The sequence below is a fragment of the Virgibacillus sp. AGTR genome (genome assembly GCF_016919725.2).
In the GTDB taxonomy this organism is placed as follows: Bacteria; Bacillota; Bacilli; order Bacillales; family Amphibacillaceae; genus Virgibacillus; species Virgibacillus salarius.
Window position 1 is genome coordinate 16,107 of sequence record NZ_JAJERH010000030.1, and the last position, 22,753, is coordinate 38,859.

General features: G+C 35.9%; 20 protein-coding genes and 1 riboswitch. Of the genes, 17 read left to right on the plus strand and 3 right to left on the minus strand.

Annotated features, from left to right (window positions below; all coding sequences use genetic code 11):
* Positions 1 to 124 precede the first annotated feature (124 nt).
* Positions 125 to 1,582 (minus strand): aldehyde dehydrogenase family protein, encoded by a 1,458-nt coding sequence (locus JUJ52_RS12295; protein ID WP_121605692.1) that lies wholly within the window; start codon positions 1,580 to 1,582, stop codon positions 125 to 127.
* A 16-nt stretch (positions 1,583 to 1,598) separates the two neighbouring features.
* Complete coding sequence (locus JUJ52_RS12300; protein WP_034678428.1) at positions 1,599 to 2,471, minus strand: methyl-accepting chemotaxis protein; 873 nt, start codon at positions 2,469 to 2,471, stop codon at positions 1,599 to 1,601.
* A gap of 220 nt (positions 2,472 to 2,691) precedes the next feature.
* Positions 2,692 to 2,775, plus strand: a riboswitch (cyclic di-GMP riboswitch).
* Positions 2,776 to 2,935: 160 nt separating this feature from the next.
* On the opposite strand from JUJ52_RS12300, the gene motA reads away from it, so the two are divergent.
* The 7 genes from motA to JUJ52_RS12335 all read left to right on the plus strand — a co-directional run bounded on the left by motA (position 2,936) and on the right by JUJ52_RS12335 (position 12,341).
* Entirely contained in the window at positions 2,936 to 3,721 is a 786-nt protein-coding gene (motA, locus tag JUJ52_RS12305) for a flagellar motor stator protein MotA (protein ID WP_026679938.1), read from the plus strand.
* Positions 3,714 to 4,490: a flagellar motor protein MotB gene (motB, locus tag JUJ52_RS12310; protein WP_026679937.1), complete on the plus strand. Its 777-nt coding sequence runs from the start codon at positions 3,714 to 3,716 to the stop codon at positions 4,488 to 4,490. Before motA ends, motB begins: the two co-directional genes overlap by 8 nt.
* A gap of 24 nt (positions 4,491 to 4,514) precedes the next feature.
* Positions 4,515 to 6,209, plus strand: coding sequence for a methyl-accepting chemotaxis protein (locus JUJ52_RS12315; protein WP_121605691.1), 1,695 nt, complete (start codon positions 4,515 to 4,517; stop codon positions 6,207 to 6,209).
* 306 nt (positions 6,210 to 6,515) lie between these two features.
* Positions 6,516 to 8,465, plus strand: a complete 1,950-nt coding sequence (gene ltaS, locus JUJ52_RS12320) for a lipoteichoic acid synthase (RefSeq protein ID WP_308036034.1) — start codon at positions 6,516 to 6,518, stop codon at positions 8,463 to 8,465.
* 414 nt (positions 8,466 to 8,879) lie between these two features.
* Positions 8,880 to 8,960, plus strand: coding sequence for a putative holin-like toxin (locus JUJ52_RS12325; RefSeq protein ID WP_228088988.1), 81 nt, complete (start codon positions 8,880 to 8,882; stop codon positions 8,958 to 8,960).
* 1,234 nt (positions 8,961 to 10,194) lie between these two features.
* Complete coding sequence (locus JUJ52_RS12330) at positions 10,195 to 11,397, plus strand: CynX/NimT family MFS transporter (protein WP_121605942.1); 1,203 nt, start codon at positions 10,195 to 10,197, stop codon at positions 11,395 to 11,397.
* A 761-nt stretch (positions 11,398 to 12,158) separates the two neighbouring features.
* On the plus strand, positions 12,159 to 12,341 hold the full coding sequence (locus JUJ52_RS12335) for a hypothetical protein (RefSeq protein WP_026679932.1): 183 nt from the start codon (positions 12,159 to 12,161) through the stop codon (positions 12,339 to 12,341).
* A 191-nt stretch (positions 12,342 to 12,532) separates the two neighbouring features.
* On the opposite strand, the gene JUJ52_RS12340 is transcribed toward JUJ52_RS12335, so the two are convergent.
* The gene (locus JUJ52_RS12340; RefSeq protein WP_121605688.1) at positions 12,533 to 14,176 is read right to left on the minus strand and encodes an SLC13 family permease; all 1,644 of its coding nucleotides are present in this window, start codon (positions 14,174 to 14,176) and stop codon (positions 12,533 to 12,535) included.
* Positions 14,177 to 14,439: 263 nt separating this feature from the next.
* Between JUJ52_RS12340 and pxpB the strand changes: the two genes are divergently transcribed.
* The 10 genes from pxpB to JUJ52_RS12390 all read left to right on the plus strand — a co-directional run bounded on the left by pxpB (position 14,440) and on the right by JUJ52_RS12390 (position 22,703).
* Positions 14,440 to 15,168 carry a 5-oxoprolinase subunit PxpB gene (gene pxpB / locus JUJ52_RS12345; RefSeq protein ID WP_026679931.1) on the plus strand — a complete coding sequence of 243 codons (729 nt, stop codon included), beginning with the start codon at positions 14,440 to 14,442 and terminating at the stop codon, positions 15,166 to 15,168.
* The gene (locus tag JUJ52_RS12350; RefSeq protein WP_026679930.1) at positions 15,168 to 15,923 is read left to right on the plus strand and encodes a LamB/YcsF family protein; all 756 of its coding nucleotides are present in this window, start codon (positions 15,168 to 15,170) and stop codon (positions 15,921 to 15,923) included. Before pxpB ends, JUJ52_RS12350 begins: the two co-directional genes overlap by 1 nt.
* A gap of 28 nt (positions 15,924 to 15,951) precedes the next feature.
* Positions 15,952 to 16,896, plus strand: coding sequence for a 5-oxoprolinase subunit C family protein (locus tag JUJ52_RS12355; protein ID WP_226983543.1), 945 nt, complete (start codon positions 15,952 to 15,954; stop codon positions 16,894 to 16,896).
* Between the two features lie 241 nt (positions 16,897 to 17,137).
* Positions 17,138 to 17,329, plus strand: a complete 192-nt coding sequence (locus tag JUJ52_RS12360; RefSeq protein WP_162986484.1) for a hypothetical protein — start codon at positions 17,138 to 17,140, stop codon at positions 17,327 to 17,329.
* Positions 17,330 to 17,412: 83 nt separating this feature from the next.
* Complete coding sequence (locus tag JUJ52_RS12365) at positions 17,413 to 18,600, plus strand: MDR family MFS transporter (protein WP_308036035.1); 1,188 nt, start codon at positions 17,413 to 17,415, stop codon at positions 18,598 to 18,600.
* 16 nt (positions 18,601 to 18,616) lie between these two features.
* A complete protein-coding gene (locus JUJ52_RS12370) occupies positions 18,617 to 19,360 on the plus strand; it encodes a Cof-type HAD-IIB family hydrolase (protein WP_026679927.1) in 744 nt (247 codons plus the stop codon).
* Between the two features lie 245 nt (positions 19,361 to 19,605).
* Positions 19,606 to 19,788 (plus strand): cold-shock protein, encoded by a 183-nt coding sequence (locus JUJ52_RS12375; protein WP_026682043.1) that lies wholly within the window; start codon positions 19,606 to 19,608, stop codon positions 19,786 to 19,788.
* Between the two features lie 248 nt (positions 19,789 to 20,036).
* Positions 20,037 to 21,560 carry an acetaldehyde dehydrogenase ExaC gene (gene exaC / locus JUJ52_RS12380; protein WP_205388824.1) on the plus strand — a complete coding sequence of 508 codons (1,524 nt, stop codon included), beginning with the start codon at positions 20,037 to 20,039 and terminating at the stop codon, positions 21,558 to 21,560.
* 36 nt (positions 21,561 to 21,596) lie between these two features.
* Positions 21,597 to 21,950 (plus strand): DUF779 domain-containing protein, encoded by a 354-nt coding sequence (locus JUJ52_RS12385; RefSeq protein WP_026682041.1) that lies wholly within the window; start codon positions 21,597 to 21,599, stop codon positions 21,948 to 21,950.
* Between the two features lie 303 nt (positions 21,951 to 22,253).
* Positions 22,254 to 22,703: an IDEAL domain-containing protein gene (locus tag JUJ52_RS12390; RefSeq protein WP_205388823.1), complete on the plus strand. Its 450-nt coding sequence runs from the start codon at positions 22,254 to 22,256 to the stop codon at positions 22,701 to 22,703.
* The last annotated feature ends 50 nt before the right edge of the window (positions 22,704 to 22,753 follow it).

Sequence of the window (22,753 nt, forward strand, 5' to 3'; positions counted from 1 at the left end):
TAGGTTTTTAACTAGCAAACTGTTATAGGGGCGGTTTCTTGATCTAATAAGTAAAACCAATTTTATTAATTTTTGTATTCAAAAAAGGGCTGCTTTTAAGGCAGCCCCTTCGGAAGTCAATCCATTAACTATAAGGATATTGTCGTGCTTTATGTTGTATACTAATCCATTTAAATGTTGTGAAGGCATCTAAGCTCCACTCTCCATTTAATCGGCCAAGTCCAGAATTTTTCACACCACCGAAGGCAACATTTGGTTCGTCGTTAATCGTACCATCATTAATATGGATCATACCAGTATCCATTTGCTTTGCGAGCTCTGCTCCTCGTTCCACATCTCTTGTGTGAATGGCTCCACTTAATCCATAATCACTTTTATTGGCATAAGCAATAACCTCTTCATCACTGGAAACTTTCATTATCGATATGACTGGAGCAAATAGCTCCTCATTTGCTAATGTCATGTCTGGTGTAACATCTGTAAATACTACTGGTTCCACAACATTTCCTTTAACTCCTCCGTGGACAATCGGCGTTGCACCTTCCTCAATTCCTTTTTCAATCAAATTCACGGTATTTTTCACTTGTTGCTCATTGATAAGTGGTCCAATAATTGTAGTTGGATCACTTGGGTCGCCGCAAGTTAATGTTGATACTTTTGCTTGATATTTTTCTACAAATTCGTCATACACGTCTTCATGAACAATTAAGCGATTTGCAGACATACAAATTTGTCCTTGATGGGTGAAACGACTAAAAACTGCAGCACTTACTGCTAAATCCATATCAGCGTCGTCAAGAACAACAAGAGCACTGTTACCACCTAACTCTAAATGAGCTTCCTTTAAGTTTTTTCCAGCCACTGCACCGATATGTTTTCCAACTTTTGTAGATCCAGTAAAAGAAATAGCTCGTGGAATTGGATGTTCCACAAAATAATCGCCAATTTCAGCAATTTCCGTAGTAATGACATTTAATAATCCCTTTGGTAATCCAGCGTCTTCAAAAATTTTGGCAATCATTGTTCCACCAGTAATCGCTGTATGCTCATGTGGTTTCAATACGACGCCATTACCAGATGCTAATGCTGTAGCTACTGATTTCATGGAGAGAAAGAATGGAAAATTAAATGGACTAATTACACCAACTACTCCAACAGGTACACGATACACTCTATTTTCCTTATGATCAATTGGTGAAGTTAATATTTTTCCATCCATACGAAATGGAAAAGTGGAAGCCTCTTTTATTATATTTGTTACGAGCCCGATTTCGAATTCAGCCTTTAGTCGGGTTCCACCAATTTCTTCAATAATAATGGATACAATCGATTCATGGTTGCTTTCAATGAAATGTACAGCCTTTTCAAACACTTCTCGCTGTGTAGTTGGATTAGTATTTGCCCACTGTTTTTGTACGGAGGCTGAAGCTTGATAAGCCTGATTCAAATCATCTGTAGTTGCAGCTTTGTAAGTAGCAATAATTTCTCCGTTATATGGATTTTTATTCTCCATTATTGTGGTTGATGAACCCTCACGCCATGTTCCGTTAATGTATTGACTGTTTAATTTTTTGAAATCCATTTGTATCACTCCTTGTTTAATTTTTTAGTTGAATGTTCTCTTTCGCTAATTGTGCCAATGTGTGTATGTTCCCATTTATTTCCTGCATTGTGGCAGTTAGCTCTTCGATCGCTGCCGATTGACTGTCTGATTCTAAGTTGGCATCCTGAATATAGGTATCGAGATTAGATATTACTTCCTTAATATTATCCGTAATGGTGTGTATTTCTGTTACCTGGTCTTTTGAATTAGCTGCCATATTTCTAATTTCATCTGCTACAACAGAAAATCCTCTTCCGTGTTCCCCAGCTCTCGCTGATTCAATTGCTGCATTAAGCCCTAATAAATTACTTTGATCGGCTATCCCCTTGACAACATTTGATACTTTTTCAATGGTATCAACGCGATTTGTGACTTCTGTAGCTTTTTCTGAAATAAAGGACATGTTACTGGCAAGCCCGGTAATGGACTCAGCCATATCTTGAATCGTATTAGTCACATCATCAAACACGGCAGATAAATTTGTTGCAACTTCCGATAGCTGATTTGCTTTTTCAACACTTAGGCCTACTCCTACACCACCAATAACATTTCCTTCTTCGTCGTGTAGAGGAATAGCTCGAGCAATTAGGTTTACGCCGAATAGTTCTGCAGGGACAATGGCTGCTTGATTTTTATTCTCTAAAATAGCATTTGTAACAATATCCCCTTCTACTAAAGGGTCACCAGGATTTACATTAAGCGAGAATGTTTCCGCTGGAAAGTTGATCACTAACTTTTCTGTATCATAAATTCCAATTGTTATATCATCATTTATTAAGCTTTGTAAAAATGGTCCAACGGTGACAAAAGATTGTAATAATGGATGAATATTTGTTTCTGCTAATTTTTCAGCATTGGCAAAGGTCATATTTTTCACTCCTGTCTTTATTTCAATTTGTTGTTAATAATTGTACGTCATTATTATCGGTAAAAATGCCTAGAATTAAAGAGACATAAGAAATTATTAACAGTTTTTACACATATGCAATAGATATATAGACTTATAAAAAAGCACATATTTCCAATTTTATCTTTATCATTTTAAAAATCCTGCCGATAACAATGGTATACAAAAATGAACATGACATGGTTGATAAGGGCAAACTTTTCGAAAGGGGAGGACGCAAAGCCTAGGGTCTAAGGATTCTATCTATGATCGCCTGGTTGCCAAGTATTTTCTTTTATTTGTTTCTTCTTATATAGAAGTGACACTTTTCCTACATCAGCTAGGTGAGGTGTTCACAACTATAAATAAAAGAGGTTTTTTGGCTATTCGTTATCAGGATAGCTTTTTTGATGGAAAGTTATGTAATTTGAACAGGAGGATTAAATGTGGACAAAACATCTATTATAGGAATCTTTTTAGGAATTATTGCAGTTGGCGTAGGAATGGTATTAAAAGGAGTTGATCTGGTTGCACTCGTTAATCCAGCGGCTATATTAATTATTTTTATAGGTACTGCTGCATCTGTTTGTATTGCTTTTCCAATGAGTACACTTAAAAAGATTCCAGCTTTAGTGAAAATTATTTTTTCGGATAAACAACAATATAATCATAGAGAAGTAGTTGAGATGTTTACACAATTAGCTGATCAAACGAGAAAAGAAGGTCTATTGTCATTAGAAAAGCAGCTAAAGGAAATTGATGATCCTTTTTTACAGTCTGGCTTACAGTTTGTAGTAGATGGACAGTCTCCTGAGTTTATTCGAGAAGTTATGCTAGAGAAAATTAATGCTATGGAAGACAGACATCAGGAGGGAGTTGCTGTTTTCTCTCAAGCAGGTACATATGCGCCGACCTTAGGTGTGTTAGGGGCAGTAATTGGGTTGATAGCTGCATTAGGTGATATGCAGAATATGGATGTGCTTGGACATGCTATATCCGCTGCGTTTATTGCCACTTTGTTAGGTATTTTTTCAGGATATGTACTTTGGCATCCTTTTGCAAATAAGCTTAGAGAAAAATCGAAAAAAGAAGTGCAAATAAAGGAGATCATGCTGGAAGGAATGTTATCTATTACAGTTGGTAATTCTGCAATGGTTGTACAAGATAAACTAGGCTCGTATTTGTCAACGAAGGAATTTGCTTCCTTAAAAAAGGATGAGACAGATGCGTAGAAATAGACAGCGAAAACAACATCATATTGATGAATCATGGTTACTTCCCTATTCCGATTTATTAACATTATTGCTCGCTCTATTCATCGTATTATTTGCAATGAGTGAGGTTGATACACAAAAATACAAAGAATTATCACGTGTGTTTCAAAATGAGTTTTCTGGAGGACAAGGTATCTTAGAGGAGAGTAATCATTCTATTGAACTCCCAAATAAAGTTGATGAGGACAACAAAGAAGAAGAGAAACAATTAACACCAAATGAACAGGAACTAAAGGATTTACAAGAAGTACAGAATCAAATGAATAAATATATTGCTGAAAAAGGGCTCCATGATAAATTAGACACAAAACTGACAGATGAAGGATTGTTAATATCTATATTAAACGATATATCATTTGATTCTGGGAGTGCTGAAGTTTCGACGAATGGTAAGCAAATTGCGGAGGAAGTATCAGAGTTTCTTTATACGGACCCGCCCCATCAAGTGGTAGTTAGTGGTCATACGGATGATCGCCCAATTAATTATGCCGAATTTACTTCAAACTGGGAATTAAGTGTGACTCGAGCTGTCAATTTCATGCATTTATTATTAAAAAATGAAAAACTAGATCCAACTAAATTTAGCGCTAAAGGGTATGGACCGCATCAACCAGCTGTACCTAATTCAAGCGAGAAAAATCGCGCGAAAAATAGACGAGTTGAAGTTCTTATATTACCGAATTATGAAATTGATACACAGAACATTGATCGGAATAAAAACAACTAGTTTTGTAAATCAGGAGGAACAGAATTGAAAAAAGTATTGACATTTAAGAGCATAAAAATGAAGTTGTTCGTTGCGTTTTCTGTCATCATCATATTGGTACTATTGCTAGGCATTACAAATTTTATTGGTATGAAACAGAGCAATGCAAACACAAAAGAGATAATAAAAGAAGAAATGCAGCTATTAGTGGCAGATGAACAGCTGGCTATAAATATGGCTGAACGGACAAGTCAAATCCGCGGATATTTGTTATATGGTGAAAATAAATACAAACAGAACTTTAAGGATACAGTGGAAGAAACAATCAAGCTTGAGAATTTTGTGTTGGATCACGCAGATTCAAAGCAAGTAAAATCTTTAATGGATAAAAAAATTGAGTGGGGCCATCTAACGGATAAAGTTTTTAAGGAGTATGATAGTGGAGACAAAGAAAAAGCAATGCTCATTATGACGAGCCAGGTGCAGCCACTTGCAAATGATTTGATAAGTGGATTTAAGGATTTAGCAGCAGATAAAGAAAGAACTATCAATAGCATGGGAGAGTCGATGATTGAAACAGGCAATTCCTTACTTATAATTGGTATAGTGGTTACTGCAGTAGTCATTATACTAGGAGCCTTGATTGCATTAATTACATCAAATTCAATTACGAGGCCATTGCAATTAGTTAAGCAGCGAATGAATATTATTGCCGAAGGAAAGCTTAACCATGAACCGTTGGTGGTTAAAACAAAAGATGAAATTGGGCAACTGACCAATGCAGCTAATACCATGAATGCTAATTTAAAGGAACTCCTATCTAAAGTGAAACAAGTTTCTTCAAAAGTAAATGACCAAAGTGAAGCATTAACACAGGCGGCTAATGAAGTTCAACAAGGTACAGAGCAAGTTGCTGTAACTATGCAGGAATTAGCATCAGGTTCGGAAGGACAAGCTAGTCATGCAGGAAACTTGGCAAGTATGATGCATGATTTTGATCGAAGTATTCAGGAAGTAAATACGAGTAGCGAAATGATTCAGAATGCTTCTATTGAAATATTAGATCAAACGGAAGCTGGACAGGTTACTATGGTATCTACAAAGGACCAAGTTAGGAAAGTTGATCAAATTGTGAAGGATGCTGTCCAGCGAGTAGAAGGATTGGATACTAAATCGCAGCAAATATCTAATTTAGTAACAGTAATTAGTGACATAGCAGAGCAAACAAATCTACTTGCATTGAATGCAGCAATTGAAGCAGCAAGAGCAGGTGAACATGGCCAAGGTTTTTCTGTCGTAGCGGACGAAGTTCGAAAGCTTGCAGAACAGGTTTCCTCGTCGTTAGATGAAATAACAAATGCCGTGGGAGATATTCAATCAGAGTCACAATTTGTAGTAACTACCCTACAAACAAGTTATCGAGAAGTAGAAGAGGGAACAGGTCAAATGGAGTCGACCGAAGAAACATTTAATACGATCTATACCTCTGTTAAACATATGACCGAACAAATTAGAGCAGTGAAAAATCACTTAGTAGGAATTGCTGAAAGTAGTAAAGAAATGAATGGTTCAGTAAGTGAAATTGCAGCTATTTCACAGGAATCAGCAGCTGGTGTGGAGCAAACTTCTGCTTCGACTCAACAAACCAGTAGTTCAATGGAAGAAGTTGCCGCTAACGCTGACCAACTAGCGGATTTAGCTGATGAATTAAATATGTTAATTAAACGATTTAATTTGTAGTATTATACAGGTTAAAGAAAGTAATACATGGAATGAATCTTGTTGTATATAAATAAAGAGATACTACCCCAGATTGGAGTAACAGCAAGCTCCAAACAAGCGGAATAAATAGAAAAACATGGTAATATATCATGTTTTTTTATTATGTAAAGCTAAGGGATCAAGGGTTCGACAAATAATGCCAAAAAAAGTCACAGAAAAGTCTTTGACCAAATAGGAGGATTGCGTTATAATTAAAAATCGTTATTAGCTAAAGATATAACTAAACAAATTAAAAATTGAGATTTAAAATTAGAGGTGAAAAAAGTGAAGAAATTAGTATCAACAAAAATGGGGTTCTTCGCGGTTGCACTGGTTTTATTTTGGATAAAAACGTATACGATATATAAATTTGAATTCAATCTAGGTGTAAGTGGGGCAATGCAAGAATTTCTATTATTCTTTAATCCTCTCAGTTCTGGATTAATTTTTCTCGGACTAGCCTTATTTGCAAAAGGTAGAAGAGCAGGAATATGGATTATCGTAATAGACGCAATTCTTTCATTTATCTTATATGCAAACGTCGTGTTCTATCGCTTCAATAGTGATTTCATTACCATTCCTACGTTAATGCAGACAGATAACTTTGGAAGTATTGGTGGAAGTATTGCTGATTTAGCTCAAATGCATGATTTGCTGTATGCAGTCGATATCATTTTACTAATCGTATTGTATACCACGATACGTAAAGGTTGGTCAGTAAGTCGTATACAACTCCGTAAGCCATTTATGGTATTAGCTGCAGGTGTATTAGCTTTTACTATTAATCTAGGATTAGCAGAAGCTGACCGTCCACAGTTATTAGAAAGAACATTTGATAGAAACTATTTAGTGAAATATTTGGGAGCATTTAACTTTACCATTTATGATGCTATTCAAAGTGCTAAAACGTCAACTAGACGTGTACTAGCAGATAGTAGTGACATCGTAAAAGTAGAGAACTACACGAAATCGAAGTATGCAGAACCGAATGAAGCGTATTTTGGTAAGGGTGAAGGAAAGAATATTATTAAAATTCATTTAGAGTCTTTTCAATCATTCTTAATTGATTATAAGCTACATGGAGAAGAAGTTACGCCATTTTTGAATTCTCTCGTTCATGATCAGGAAAAAGGCTTCACATATTTTGATAACTTCTTCCATCAAACAGAGCAAGGTAAAACAGCTGATGCAGAATTAATTACAGATACTTCATTATATGGGTTACCACAAGGAGCAGCCTTTGTTACTAAAGGTAGTAACACTTTTCAAGGGCTACCAGCTATACTAGGACAACAACAAGGTTATACAAGTTCTGTATTACATGGAGATGGTAAATCATTTTGGAATCGTGATGAAGTATATAAACACTTAGGTATTGATGAGTTTTATCATGAAGCGTATTTTGATATGAGTAAAGAAAATGTTATTAATTATGGCTTAAAGGATAAACCATTCTTCGAAGAATCAATGCAATACCTTGAAGAAATGGATCAACCATTTTATGCCCATATGATGACTCTAACTCACCATCATCCGTATCTCATTGATGAAGAAGAGGCAAGTATTGAGCCAGCTGAAACAGGAGATGGTTCTGTTGACAGATACTTCCAAACAGCTCGCTATTTGGATGAATCGTTAGAACAATTCTTTAATGATTTGAAAGAAGCAGGTTTATATGAGGACTCAATTATTATGATCTATGGAGACCACTATGGAATATCTGATAACCATAACAGGGCAATGGCCGAGATTACTGGAGAAGAAATTACTCCATTGAAAAATGCTGATTTACAGCGTGTGCCCTTCATGATTAAGGTGCCAGGAGTAGAAGGGCAAGGTATTAATCATGAATATAGTGGCCAAATCGATGTTATGCCAACGCTACTGCATATTTTAGGAATTGATGCCAGAGATTACATTCAATTTGGTACAGACATGTTTTCAGAGGATCATAAAGATTTCGTCCCATTTCGTAATGGTAACTTTATGACAGAAAAATATAGTTATGTTGATGGGAAATACTACGATAATGCAACAAAAGAGGTTATTGAAGAGCCTACTCCAGAAATGAAAGAAATGCATGAGACAGTTATGAAGGAGCTAGAGCTTTCCGATGAAGTGTTGTATGGTGACCTATTACGTTTCTATACACCAAATGAAGATTGGCAACCTGTAGATGAAAATGAGTATTTCTACGGTGGACCAGATGATGAAAATGGAAAGGTAGAAGAATAAAGAAAAAACTGGGAGACTATACTAAGCCTCCCAGTTTTTTGTTTAGGTTATAATTTTCTAAATCAAGAGTAGGACAACTATATGGTGTATATGCTCATTTTTTACAGTAGCTATGAAAGAACTTAATTTGACCTGATAATTATCTGAAAAATTAACAAATAACCATTTTAACATAGAATCCTACCAAATGCATTACATCGTCTGTTAAAAGTTACATACAATAAATTATACAAGCATTAGATGCTTGGTGTATATCATATAGCAAGGAAACCTAAATTAAATGCAAACAAATGTTCTGTTTCGAGGTATTTATTTTATAATGTATGATATACTAATTAACAGATAACGTTCTTTTAGGACAATCGGCTAGCCCTATTTTTTTCTGAGGGGGTGAGCCAATTGAACATTTATGAAGTGTTTATGGTGATGTTTTCGTTTGGCACCTTTTTGGTAGCTTTCTTGACTCTGATCATACGGATCATCAATAAAAAATAGACCTCCCTTTAGCCTTACATGCATGGAGAGGCCTATTTGCGGAAAGCCGATCCCTAGGGGAACTGCTTATCTTTGACCACAGTTGCAGCTGTGGTCTTTTTAGTATATGCATAATTCTACCTATAGTATACCATAAAACAAGCATATACACAGAATTTAAACAGGAGCAAGAATGGATGAACACCTAGTGATTATGATAGTTGTATAACTTATAACATGTTTATGAAAAAAGTTCATAATTTTGTCACAAATAAACAAAATTTGCAGACTTCGTCAAAATGCTTAGATGAAATCATGATTTTCATTGATTTTATGACAACAATTGATTGAATTCGACGAAATAAAACGCTTGTCACTAGTAATATACCCTTCAATTCGACATTAATGTCAAAATTTAAAATGCTTGACTACTATGAGATAATGAGTATATAGTCTTAGATATTTAGAATTATTAATGGATAGGAGGTTTATTTTAGAATTAAATAAATTGTAATACCTCTACTATGTACAACCTGTTCTTACAAAAAAGGGGGAATGAATAAGGAGGATTATATGAACAAGTCTAGATATATGCTTTCTGAACATCAAGCAGAGAAAAATTTACTTCCAAAAAATCATATAGCAAGTTGTTTTTCTCCCTATCATAAAAAACAATTAATATTTTCATCAAATGAATTCAATTACTTGTGTTGCTGTAAATATATGGAGAGAGTTCAGTCTAAAATGGTTGTATGTCAGCTTGAATGGATAAGTACATATGTTTTAACTAATTGATTCATGAAGACAAAGGAAATAAAGGTATAGCCGAACTATAATCTAAGGATACAAATATCCGGAGCGTAGTCCGGTTTTTTATTGGACATTAGAAATGGCTGGGTTATACGAGGATAGCACGAGTCTGATGATCCACTTGTCTAAGCAAATTTTGGTTGGATGTTAGTAGATGCCGTTTGGTGGAAAGTCTCTGTCATATTTCAGATTTTGATGAAGCATCATATTAGTATTCGGCATTATTTCAACGTGAATTATCTCATATACTATCTGGCAGTAAAAGCCCCACTGATTGAAGTTCTCTTTATTTATATCCATTCCCTTTTAACATAGAACAAACGATAATTGTACCGACCTGTAGGTTTTTAATTTTGAGAATGAATATCTCCTGCTTATAGTGTTTGTAGAGATATGCTATATTAAGGAAAGGATATATTTATGAAGGGAGCACCTCTAGTTGGAAATGCATCAATCGAAAGAACAAACAACGAATGTATATCGTTTTCTTCTCGTATTTGGAATTATTATTGTAGCATTTAATTTACGGCCGTCTATTACATCTGTTGGTCCAATTATTGGCACAATAAGGGATAGCTTGGGACTTTCAAATGGGAGTGCAGGACTATTAACCAGTTTGCCGTTAATTGCTTTTGCTGTTATGTCTCCAATTGTTCCAAAGTTAGGAAATCGTTTAACGAATGAACGAGTCATGTTACTTGGTTTAATTCTACTTTTTATAGGTATCAGTATTCGTTCCTTATCAACAGTTTTTTTGCTTTTCAGCGGAACATTGCTCATTGGTATAGGAATAGCGATATGTAATGTTCTTCTTCCTGGTGTCATTAAGGAAAAGTATCCTGCAAAGGTCGCTGTTATGACAAGTATCTATTCCACTGCAATGGGAATATTTGCTGCTACAGCTTCAGGGCTAAGTGTACCAATTGCTCAAGGACTTGGATTAGGCTGGCAAGTGGCCTTGTTCGTTTGGGCAACTCCAGCTTTAATAGGAATTGGTGTATGGGTTTATCTTGTTCGCAGGAATCCTACAAAACAGCAGGTATATCATTTTGAATCTGCTGCAGATAACCGTATCTGGAAGTCTTCTTTAGCGTGGCAAGTAGCAGCATTTATGGGATTTCAATCTTTTTTGTTCTATGTGACGATTTCATGGATGCCCGAAATACTTCATGATTATGGCATTAGTATAGCTGCTGCAGGATGGATGTTATCTTTTTTACAGTTTATAGGGTTACCGGCTAGTTTTCTCGTTCCTGTATTAGCTGGTAAATTTAAATCACAACGTGGCTTAGTCTTGGCAATGGGATTTTGTTCAGTAAGCGGGTATACAGGCTTATTACTAGGTGAATCTATTGTCGTCATGGTTATTAGTACAATCTTAATTGGTTTTGCTCTTAGTGGAACATTTGCGTTAGCATTAACTCTACTTAGTATGCGAGCACGAACCGGAAAACAGGCAGCGGAGTTATCAGGTATGGCACAATCGTGTGGGTATGTTTTAGCAGCTTTTGGTCCAATTGTTATTGGCTATTTGTATGATGTTACCCATTCATGGAATATTCCGCTAGTAACGTTGATTAGTGTAGCACTCATTGTAGTATTATTTGGCATGGGAGCAGGTCGGGATAAATATGTGTTTGATGAATAATGTAGGTTGTGACATCCGTGCTGAAGGCTTATAGCATTTGCGATTTTTATTTCTGGAAGGTAACGATACGCTTAGCGTTCACTTCTTTTTATTTTGCTAGTATGTACGCCGTCAAATTTATACTACTGATATTTGTTACCGCGTTTGATGTCCGTGTATCAGTTGCAAGTTTGTCCTTGTCGTTTGTAATTATTGGATCAATTATCGGATTATTCGTTATTGGATTTTATCTGACCCCATATTTAGTATGCTCTGTTTAATTAGGTCCATTATTCCTTTTCTGATATGCGATCATTAGAGTAATAGGCTCACTAATTACTTGTTGGCTTGCTTGTCTCTTTGGTTAAAAGTGAGTTCGTAGTTTACGCATTATTATTCTTTGCACTTGTATGATAATGACATTAAGTAACTACCTCATCTTATGATAATAGGACTCTGTATTACTTGTTATGGTTGTTTACAGCACATTCTTTAACGGCAACAGCAGTTAGTGAGGAAACTACTCATCATAAAGGGAGTGTGTCAAGCTTATATTTTTAGTATCTTATTATATCGAAGGATCACTAGGCAGTACCACTGTGCTTGCTCCATATGGGAGAATATGGATGGCTTTAATTACTTTTATAGGTATATTACGAGTTATATATGTATTCACTGTAAAGACCTTCAGTACTTTATCTCACATATAACTGGCAATAAAACCCCCACTGATGAAGGTTTCACTTTATTATTAGAAATAGATAAAAGAGAGGAGATTTGCTGTGATTAGATATCTACTTATGGAAGCAGTCGGATGGGTATTCACTGCAGTAGGTGCCTATTTTATATATGAAGATACTTCAAATATAATCGCCTATAGCATTTTATTTATAGGGATTATGCTTATCGTTTTTAACTTTCCGAAAGGTCTTAGGAAAAGAGATAAAAAAATTGAGGACAAGTGAATCGATTATATCTGTGCTTTTCTCTTTTTATCTCACATATAATTGGCAGTAATTCCCATCTTAGGCCATAGCGATAAGCGAGGGATCGACTGCTAGTAATGTCCGATTGCTTCCAAGGCCTTTAGGTCATATCCTTGTGGTACTAACAATCCGTGGGTGATAACAAAACTTCCACGGATTGAAGTTTCATTTTATTTCATGAAATCTGGTAGTTCGGTAAGATGAATTCCCCAAACTAAAGGGAGTAAAAAGTAAACACTTATTGTAACTAGAACGATACCAATAAGGTTTAATACGATTCCTGCTTTGGCCATATCTGGAATACGTAAATAGCCTGCTCCAAATACAACAGCATTAGGTGGTGTTGCAACAGGAAGCATAAAGGCACAAGATGACGCTACTCCTGCAGCGATCATGACAACATAAGGATGGACGCCAAGTGCAATTGCAAGTGCAGCCATAATTGGATACATCATATTGGCAGTTGCTGTATTCGAAGTGATTTCTGTTAAAAAAATGACTAATGCAGTAATAACAAGTAGGACAATAAAAATATGAATTCCTTGTAATGTGATTAACTGTGTACCAATCCATTCCGTAAGCCCTGATTGTGTAAAGCCTGCTGCAATAGCCAAGCCTCCTCCAAACAATAGCAAAATTCCCCAAGGTAATTTGACAGCTGTATTCCAATCCAATAAGAAATCACCTTGTTTATTTTTAGAAGGAATGATGAATAGAATGATTGCTGCAGCCACTGCAATAATGGCATCATTTATATTTTGGTTTAATTCTGCTAACACAAAGCTACGTGTGATCCACGCAAGGGCAGTAAGAACAAATATAGTAAATACAGCTTTTTCTTCTGATGAGGCGTTTCCAAGCTTTTGCTTTTCTTTTGTAATAACAGATTTACCTCCTGGAAGTTCCTTCAGCTTAAGTGGAAATGCAATTCTGACTAGATAAAACCAAATGATAAAGATAAATCCCCAAGCGATTGGAACACCAAATAGCATCCAAGTAGAAAAGGATAGTTGAATGTCATACATCTCATTAATAACTCCTGCAAGTGCAGCATTCGGTGGCGTACCAATTAACGTTGCAACCCCGCCAATGGAGGCAGAATAAGCGATGCTAAGCATCAATGCTTTTCCAAATGCAAAATTGTCTTTTGATGTATCGATAGACGGATCTTCTTTTAAAGCATCTGACACTTGATAGATAATAGCCAATCCAATTGGAACCATCATCATTGCTGTAGCAGTATTAGATATCCACATAGAGAGGAATCCGGTGGATACCATAAACCCTAATACGATTCGGTTTGTATTCGTACCAATCAAGGAAATGATTGTTAATGCAATTCGTCTATGCAGATTCCATTTTTCCATAGCCAATGCTATCATAAAACCTCCCATAAATAGAAAAATAGTATCGCTGCCATATGAAGATGTAGTAGTCCCGATATCTAACCCGCCTGTCATCGGGAATAGTATAATTGGGAGTAGTGACGTTACAGGGATAGGTATTGCCTCTGTCATCCACCAGACAGCAATCCAAACGGTACTTGCAAGTATTGCTATTCCTTCCCAAGCCAATCCTTTAGGAGAAAAAAATAGCAACATTACTATAAATAATAAAGGGCCAAGTATTAAACCAGCTTTTTGTGCTGGTCTATTGTATCGATGTTTCCCATTATTATTACTACTAGAATAATCAGTTGAATTAGTTGTCTTTTCGCTAGTTAACTTAGATGGGTGAGGCTTTACAAAGAGAAAGAAGGCTTCCTTTAATTCATCATGTTTTTTCCACATCCAGTCCCATGTAGTTGAAATCATTTAATAACCTCCTTATATATAATTGCTAGTAAAACAGAGTATTAGATTTCTCGTTTTAGGTTGTTGGTAAGGGACATAATTCACTAAGAGATAGAATTAGATTATATATATTAACAGATAAATGGAAGCTTGATATTCTTATTATATGGATGGAATTAATTGGATTCAAGTAATAATGATTACGCTTTCATTAAAAACCAAGGTAATGAACCACTTTAAAATATGCTATCATTTAAATAACTGAATTTTCGGAGGAATGGTTAATGGAATATAGTTTCAAGGCAGTTGGTGATAACGCTTTAAAGTTATTACTAGGTGGAGAGGTTTCAGAGCGAATGAATAAAACTATTCGATCTATATGTAAGAAGCTATCAGTTGCCTCTATATTAGGGGTAGTGGAATGGGTTCCTGCTTATAATTCAATTACAATTTATTATCAGCCCATATGTATTTCATTTCAACGATTAAAGCAAAAAGTAAACCAGTTGATTAATGAGCCGATCGAACATGATGATGTAACAGTTCGTATATTTCATGTGCCTGTTGTATATGGAGACAAATATGGTCCGGATTTGCAAAGAGTCGCTAATTTTAATCACCTATCTATAGAAAAAGTAAAGTTCTATCACCAACAACCTGAATATTTAATTTATATGCTTGGGTTCTTACCAGGATTTCCTTATTTAGGTGGTTTACATGATCAACTTGTCACGCCACGATTGGATATACCAAGACCATATGTTGAGGCTGGATCTGTTGGTATTGCATCAAGACAAACAGGGATTTATCCGGTGCAGTCCCCTGGGGGATGGAACATTATAGGGAAAACACCGGTTAAGCTGTTTCATCCTGATTTCCAACAAAATGCTTTTCTATTTGAGGCAGGAGATAGAATTAAATTTTTTTCTATATCGCATCAAGAATATGATGACATTGTGGAGAAGATGAAGCAAGGTAGCTATGAGGTTTTCAGTAAGGAGGTACGTAGATAATGCTCACTATTGATGTAAATTGTGATATGGGTGAAAGCTTTGGAGCATATACAGTTGGTGTTGATAAGGAAATAATAACATTTATTAGTTCAGCAAATATAGCTTGTGGAATGCATGCAGGTGATCCATTTGTCATGAATAAAACGGTTAGATTAGCTAAACAATTTGATATTGCTATTGGGGCACACCCTGGTTTTCCAGATCTTGCTGGGTTTGGACGTCGAATGATGGAATTTTCCAGCAAGGAGATTTATCAGATAGTTATCTATCAACTTGGTAGCCTTAGCGCATTTTGCAAGATTCATGAAGTGAAGCTAAACCATGTAAAACCGCATGGTGCATTATATAACTTGGCAGCACGTGACAGATTAATTGCTTCTACAATAGCACAAGCTGTGTATCAGTTTGACCCAAACCTTGTGCTTATTGGTTTGGCAAATAGTGAACTAATTAAAGCGGGAAAAGAGGTTGGGTTAAGGGTTGCGTCTGAAGTGTTTGCTGATCGAACATACCAATCAGATGGAAGCTTAACACCTAGAACAGAAACTAATGCGATTATTGAGAATGTGGATGAGGCCATTCAGCAGGTTAAGAGAATAGTTTTAGAGAATAACGTAGAGGCAACAGATGGATCTTTAATTAAGATTGATGCAGATACTGTTTGTATCCATGGTGACGGGAGCTATGCCCTCACTTTTGCTAAAGCTCTTCATCAGATGTTGAAGAATATTGGGGTATCCATAGCACATTTATGACGAAAAGAATATTTTGGGAGTGTTTCTGTTGATTTGTAGTGAAATAGTATTTAAGGTGCATAAGCCTGGCATTTTTACATCTTTTCAGGATCTAGGAAGAATTGGATATCAGCAATTCGGTGTTCCTGTATCTGGAGCAATGGATCAATACGCCTGTCAATTAGCCAATATTCTTGTCGGAAATTTAAGGAATAAAGCTTGCTTAGAAGTGACTTTAATAGGTCCAACATTGGAAGCCTGTACAGAATTAACCATTGCTATAACAGGTGCAGATTTACAAGCAAAAATTAACGGTGAAGAAGCACCTCTGTATTGTGCTGTTCCTATGCATAAAGGAGATATTCTGTCATTTGGAGCATCTAGGAACGGTGTTCGCGCTTATATTGCTATGGCTGGTGAATTCGATTGTCCATCCTATTTTGGTAGTAAGTCGGTTGATGTACAAAACGGCTTTGGACAAACATTAGAGCATATGAGCGTAATCAAAGGAATTCCCTTATATGTGAAACGGAAAATTAAATTGGCAAATTCACTAATACCAACATACTCTAGTGTGGTTAGTGTTGCAGTTATTGAAGGACCACATATGAATCATTTTACTGAGGAATCAAGAGCGATATTTTTTAAACAATTACATATCGTAGAACCAAATTCAAATCGAATGGGCTATCGTTTACATTCGCAAATGATTCCTACAAGTAAAGAGGTAAATAGTTGGACAGATGCTGTTCCATTTGGTGGTATACAGGTTCCTCCGAATGGTCAGCCAATTATTCTAATGGCAGATAGGCAAACAACAGGTGGATATCCACGTATTGGAACGGTAATCAGTAATGATATTCCTAAGATCGCCCAGCTTGTTCCCAAGGGGAAAATAGGTTTTTATCCGGTTTCTGTTGAAGAAGCACAAAAGCGAATCAAAAGAAAAGAAAGAGAGTTATATCAATTGCAAACCTTTCGTCAATTTATGTAATGAAACTTACTGGCGTTGTAAAAAGTTAATAGAATAGAAATTCTAATAACGAGTGTGAATACGTTAAACGCTATAATAGAATAATAAAGTAAAACTTCAATCAGTGAAAGTTTTGTTTATCTCCCACTTACCAATAGTGATTTCACTTTATTGCTTGAAGTAGGGGTAATACTGCCAGTTATGCATCGGAATAGTTTCTGGTAACTGAATATATAATAAGGCTGTATAATGTGTATAGACCATGCCGCGAGGCCCAGCTAGTCATGAGGAACTTACATTTGGAATTGGTGGTAACCATATTGGTACTAACGATTATTATAGGATATCTGCGATAAACCAAAATGACATAGGTAGTAGGTTTACTTCTGTAATTATTGGAGTTTTTCTAATTACAATGTTGTTGTCTGTTGTACGAATGAGGCGATTAAAATAAACTTTACAATAATTTTTAAAATGTTAATTGCTTCGTCTCTCGAAATGTATTAAAATAGCTTAGATAATACAAGAGACAGTGAGATGATGCATATGCCAAAGCAAATATGGCTATTGGTGATAGCGACAACAGTTAATGTAACGGGAGCCTCATTCTTATGGCCGTTGAATACAATATATATGCATAATGAGCTCGGTAAAAGTCTTGCTTTTGCAGGGTTTATTTTAATGTTTAACCAAGGAGCATCCATCGCGGGTAATCTAATTGGTGGAGCTTTGTTTGATAAATTTAGTGCCTACAAGACAATTCTATACGGTACTGGTCTAGCAGTGGCTGCCTCAATCGCTATGACCTTCTTACATCACAATATTTTATTTTACTCTATTTTTCTCATCATGATTGGTTTTGGAACAGGTATTACATGGCCAGTTATGTTTGCAATGGCTGGATCACTTTGGCAAGAAGGAGGGAGACGTGCGTTTAACGCAATTTATGTAGCACAAAATTTAGGGGTGGCATTGGGAGCAACAATTGGTGGATATGTTGCAAGTATTTCTTTCAACTATATATTTTTTGCTAATGCCTTTCTCTTTATCAGTTTTTTCCTTATTGTCCTGCTAACGTTTAAGCATATGGATAAAGAAAGAGATAGACAGATGCATACAACAATTATTGAACAGCGAGGTAAGATTAAGAATAAAGCAGCATTTATTGCGCTATTTATTTTATGTAGTGGTTTTTTAATTACGTGGATTGCTTATAGTCAATGGCAATCGACGATTGCTTCCTATACCCAGGACCTTGATATTCCGTTAGAACTTTATAGTTCTTTATGGGCTATAAATGGATTTCTTATCGTTCTTGGTCAACCTCTGTTAAAATGGATTACAAGCAAAGTAACATCGGAGAAAATGCATATTTATATAGGAAACACCATCTTACTAATTTCATTTATCATCGCAATGGTTTCAGATACCTTTAGTATGTTTGCTTTGGCAATGATTATATTAACTATTGGAGAAATGCTTGTTTGGCCAGCTATACCATCATTAGCTAATGAATTAGCTCCCAAAGGAAGGACTGGTTTCTACCAAGGAATCGTTAATAGTATAGGAGCTACGGGTAGGATGGTTGGGCCTGTGTTCGGCGGTTTCGTTGTAGACATATTTAATATCGAGATCTTATTTTTTGTATTGTTGTTCTTGCTTTTAATTCCTTATATGACAACTTTTGTGTATGATCGAAATATCCGTATGAAAAGACAAAGTTAATAATGGAGGATGCTACATGTCAGAAATAAAAACAGAAATTAAATTAATTGCATTGGATATGGATGGGACACTTTTAAATAGTGAGCATGAGGTGTCAGAAGCAACTCGTGAAGCAATTGCTGAAGCCTTAGCGAAAGATGTGCATGTGGTGTTAAGTACAGGACGCTGGCTGCAATCCTGTCATCCATACGCAGAATCGCTAAAGTTAACTTCTTATTTAGTTACAGCAAATGGTGGAGAAATATGGACAGTTAATAAGGAATTAGTAGAACAGCATCTACTGAAACCGGAGAAAATAGAAAAAATGTATACTTTAGCAAAAGAAATTGGTTTATCGATATGGATGATTTCCACAGAAGGAGTTTATCGTGATTCAGCACCAGATAACTTTTATGATCATAAATGGTTGAAATTCGGATGTGAATCTTATAATGAGTCAAGGCTTAGTGAAATGATGAAGCAGCTATCTTACATAGAAGGGTTGGAATTGACGAATTCATTACCGACTAATATGGAGGTTAATCCAAAAGGTGTTAGTAAGGCTAGTGCATTGGAAACAGTTTGTGAAAAAATTGGTATCTCAATGAAAGAAATTATGGCTGTAGGAGATAGCTTAAATGACATGAAAATGATCCAGGAAGCTGGCATCGGTGTTGCTATGGGGAATGCACAGGATGCAATAAAGCAAGCAGCTAATTATGTAACGGATACGAATAATAATGATGGTGTAGCAAAAGCAATTCATCGCTTTGTGCTATAAAAAGTAGAATAACGATCCATATTTTGGATCGTTATTCTTTTACGTCGTATTAAAAAAACCGTGGTTCTAGCGATGTTGGATAATTATGAATAACTTTCCAACATCTAACATAGAATATAGTATAGAGCAAATGAATCGGGTTATAGCTGTTAAGGTATAGTCCAAGCCTCATAGACAGTCAGGGGTCTTTCTTTATTTGTTAGAAAAGCGTATAATAGAAGTGTTACAAGAAAGGAGATGCTTTCATGTCATTCTCACGAGGACCGAAAGAACCGGTTCAAGAAGTGGAGACAAATGTCTGGTCATGCATAAGCGATGATTGCCAGGGGTGGATGAGGGAATCATACAGCTTTGAGGATGAACCGAAATGTCCGTTATGTCAGTCATCCATGAAGCAGGAAATAAGAATTCTTCCTGAAGTAAAATAAGCATGCTTTAGTATCTCCGGATATATGAGTTCGGTATTAAGCCTTGATTATTGATTAATCAAGGCTTTTTTCTTAGTTTAGGAAATTATAAAATTAGCCCATGTGGATAAATCGGCCGCTTGCGCTGTTGTTCTTATTAAATAGTTATTCAATTATTGGTATAATTTAGAATTAATTGTTATACTTTTTATATAAGTACAACTTAGATCTACATAAATTGTAAGCGTTTTCTATAAAGGAGGAATAATATGAGATATGCAAACCCTAATTCAGCTGGTGCTTTGGTCAACTTTCAGAGTAAGTACGATAATTTTATAGGTGGGGAATATCGTTCACCTGTAAAAGGGAAGTATTTTGAAAATGTAAGTCCAGTCACAGGTGAAGTATTCTGTGAGGTTGCTAGATCTACAAAGGAAGATGTAGAAGCGGCTCTTGATGCAGCTCATAATGCGAAGGACACCTGGGGGAAAACTTCTGTAGCAGAGCGTGCGTTACTATTAAATAGGATTGCTGATCGAATGGAAGAAAACTTAGAAATGCTAGCAGTTGCGGAAACCTGGGATAATGGGAAGGCGGTTAGAGAGGCATTAGCAGCTGATATACCGCTAGCCATTGATCATTTTCGATACTTTGCTGGTGTAATTAGAGGACAAGAGGGCGGCGTTAGCCAAATTGATCATGATACAATTGCTTATCATTTTCATGAACCTCTAGGTGTTGTTGGGCAAATTATTCCTTGGAATTTTCCTTTATTAATGGCTACATGGAAGTTAGCCCCGGCTTTGGCGGCAGGAAATTGCGTGGTTATTAAACCTGCTGAACAAACACCAGCTTCTATACATGTTTGGTTAGAGTTAGTAAAAGATTTACTTCCGCCAGGAGTAGTTAATGTAGTAAATGGTTTTGGAGTAGAGGCAGGCAAACCTTTAGCATCGAATAGTAGAATTGCTAAAATAGCATTTACTGGAGAAACGACGACGGGAAGGCTAATTATGCAATATGCCTCGGAAAATATTATTCCAGTAACATTAGAACTTGGAGGTAAGTCTCCGAACATTTTCTTTGAAGATGTGATGGATGCAGATGATGGATTTTTAGATAAAGCGATCGAGGGGTTTGTTATGTTTGCCCTTAACCAAGGGGAAGTCTGTACATGTCCTTCCAGAGCGCTAGTACACGAAGCAATATACGAAAGATTTATTGAGCGTGCAATTCATCGAGTGAAACAAATAAAGATTGGTCATCCATTGGATACAGAGACGATGATGGGGGCACAGGCTTCTCAAGAACAGTTGGAAAAAATCCAATCCTATTTAGATATTGGTAAGCAAGAAGGTGCTGAAGTATTAATTGGTGGAAATCTAAATAAATTAGAAAATGAAGAATTAAAAAACGGCTATTATGTAGAACCTACTATCTTTAAAGGGCAAAATAATATGCGTGTTTTCCAAGAAGAAATATTCGGACCAGTATTATCAGTCACTACGTTCAAAGACAAAGCAGAAGCAATGTCTATAGCAAATGATACACTATACGGCTTGGGTGCGGGTATATGGACACGTAATATAAACACTGCATATCGCTTTGGGCGTGGAATTGAAGCTGGTAGAGTTTGGACGAATTGTTATCATCAGTATCCGGCTCATGCCGCATTTGGTGGGTATAAAAAGTCTGGAATTGGTAGAGAGAATCATTTAATGATGCTTGATCATTACCAGCAGACAAAAAATTTGCTAGTCAGCTATAGTGAAGGAGCTGCTGGATTATTCTAATGGATAATGCACGTTGATAAATAATGGGGTGATGAAGTGGTAGAACGCGTTATAGCAACGGAAGATGCCCTTGAATTAATTACAAAATTACATGATATTCATGGGGATTTAATGTTTCACCAATCTGGTGGATGCTGTGATGGGAGCTCTCCAATGTGCTATCCTAAGGATGAGTTTCGAATAGGGGAAGCAGATATATTGCTTGGATATATAGGAGCAGCTCCATTTTATATCTCCAAAGATCAATATGAATATTGGAAACATACACAACTTATTATTGATGCTGTTGACGGTAGAGGAGGAATGTTTTCGCTGGAGGGACCTGAAGGAAAACGTTTTTTGACACGGTCCAGAGTATTCTCTGAGGAGGAGAGAACAGAATTAAGTTAAGTAAGAATGGTTACGTACAGTGATTTTGGTACGTAACCATTCTTTTATGTTAATTAAAACAAAGGAAATAGAATTGGGAGGATAATTTGTTGAGAATAAAATACTAGTATTAATTATTTAATAGTCATAAAGTTGCAATTTCAAGGAATACTTAGAAAAATAATGTATAATCAAGAAAATGTTCTTAATAAAGTTGATGAATCGTACATTTACCGGTTTAATTTCCTTGTATTCTCGATTATACTTATTGTGACGTTCTTTTATAAGAACGTAGGTAATCGGATTCAATAAGGAGGCATTGGAATGGTACATGTTAAGAACTTTAGGCCCACTAGTATTAAAATTTGTATGAAGTATATTCTAGTGAATTTACGTAATGCATTGTTCATAATTTCGATTCAAGGTGCTCCATATCAATTTATTCCGATAGCAGAAAAGGAAATAAAAATTAACCGAAGTACGTTTCAAGTTGAAAATAGGAGAATGCTATTTGCCTTTCAACATAACTCAAGTGTTATCTACATAAAGATGGAAGATCTGCTGAAGTTGCCAAGGTTTAGAGAGAAAGTTAATGCTGTTTTACGATCTACAGAACCACCACGAAATCAGACATTAACAAGGCACAAGCAATCTAACTATTCAATTGATCTTGTCATAGATGAGCTAGAACAGCTAAATATCAAACGATTAATAGACCAGGCGCTTGATCATAGAGATGAAAAAGCTTTTAGGGAACTGCTAAGGCTTTTATAGTATGAAGTAATAAAAGAATAGGGGGAGACATAAGCGTTTAATATAAAGAA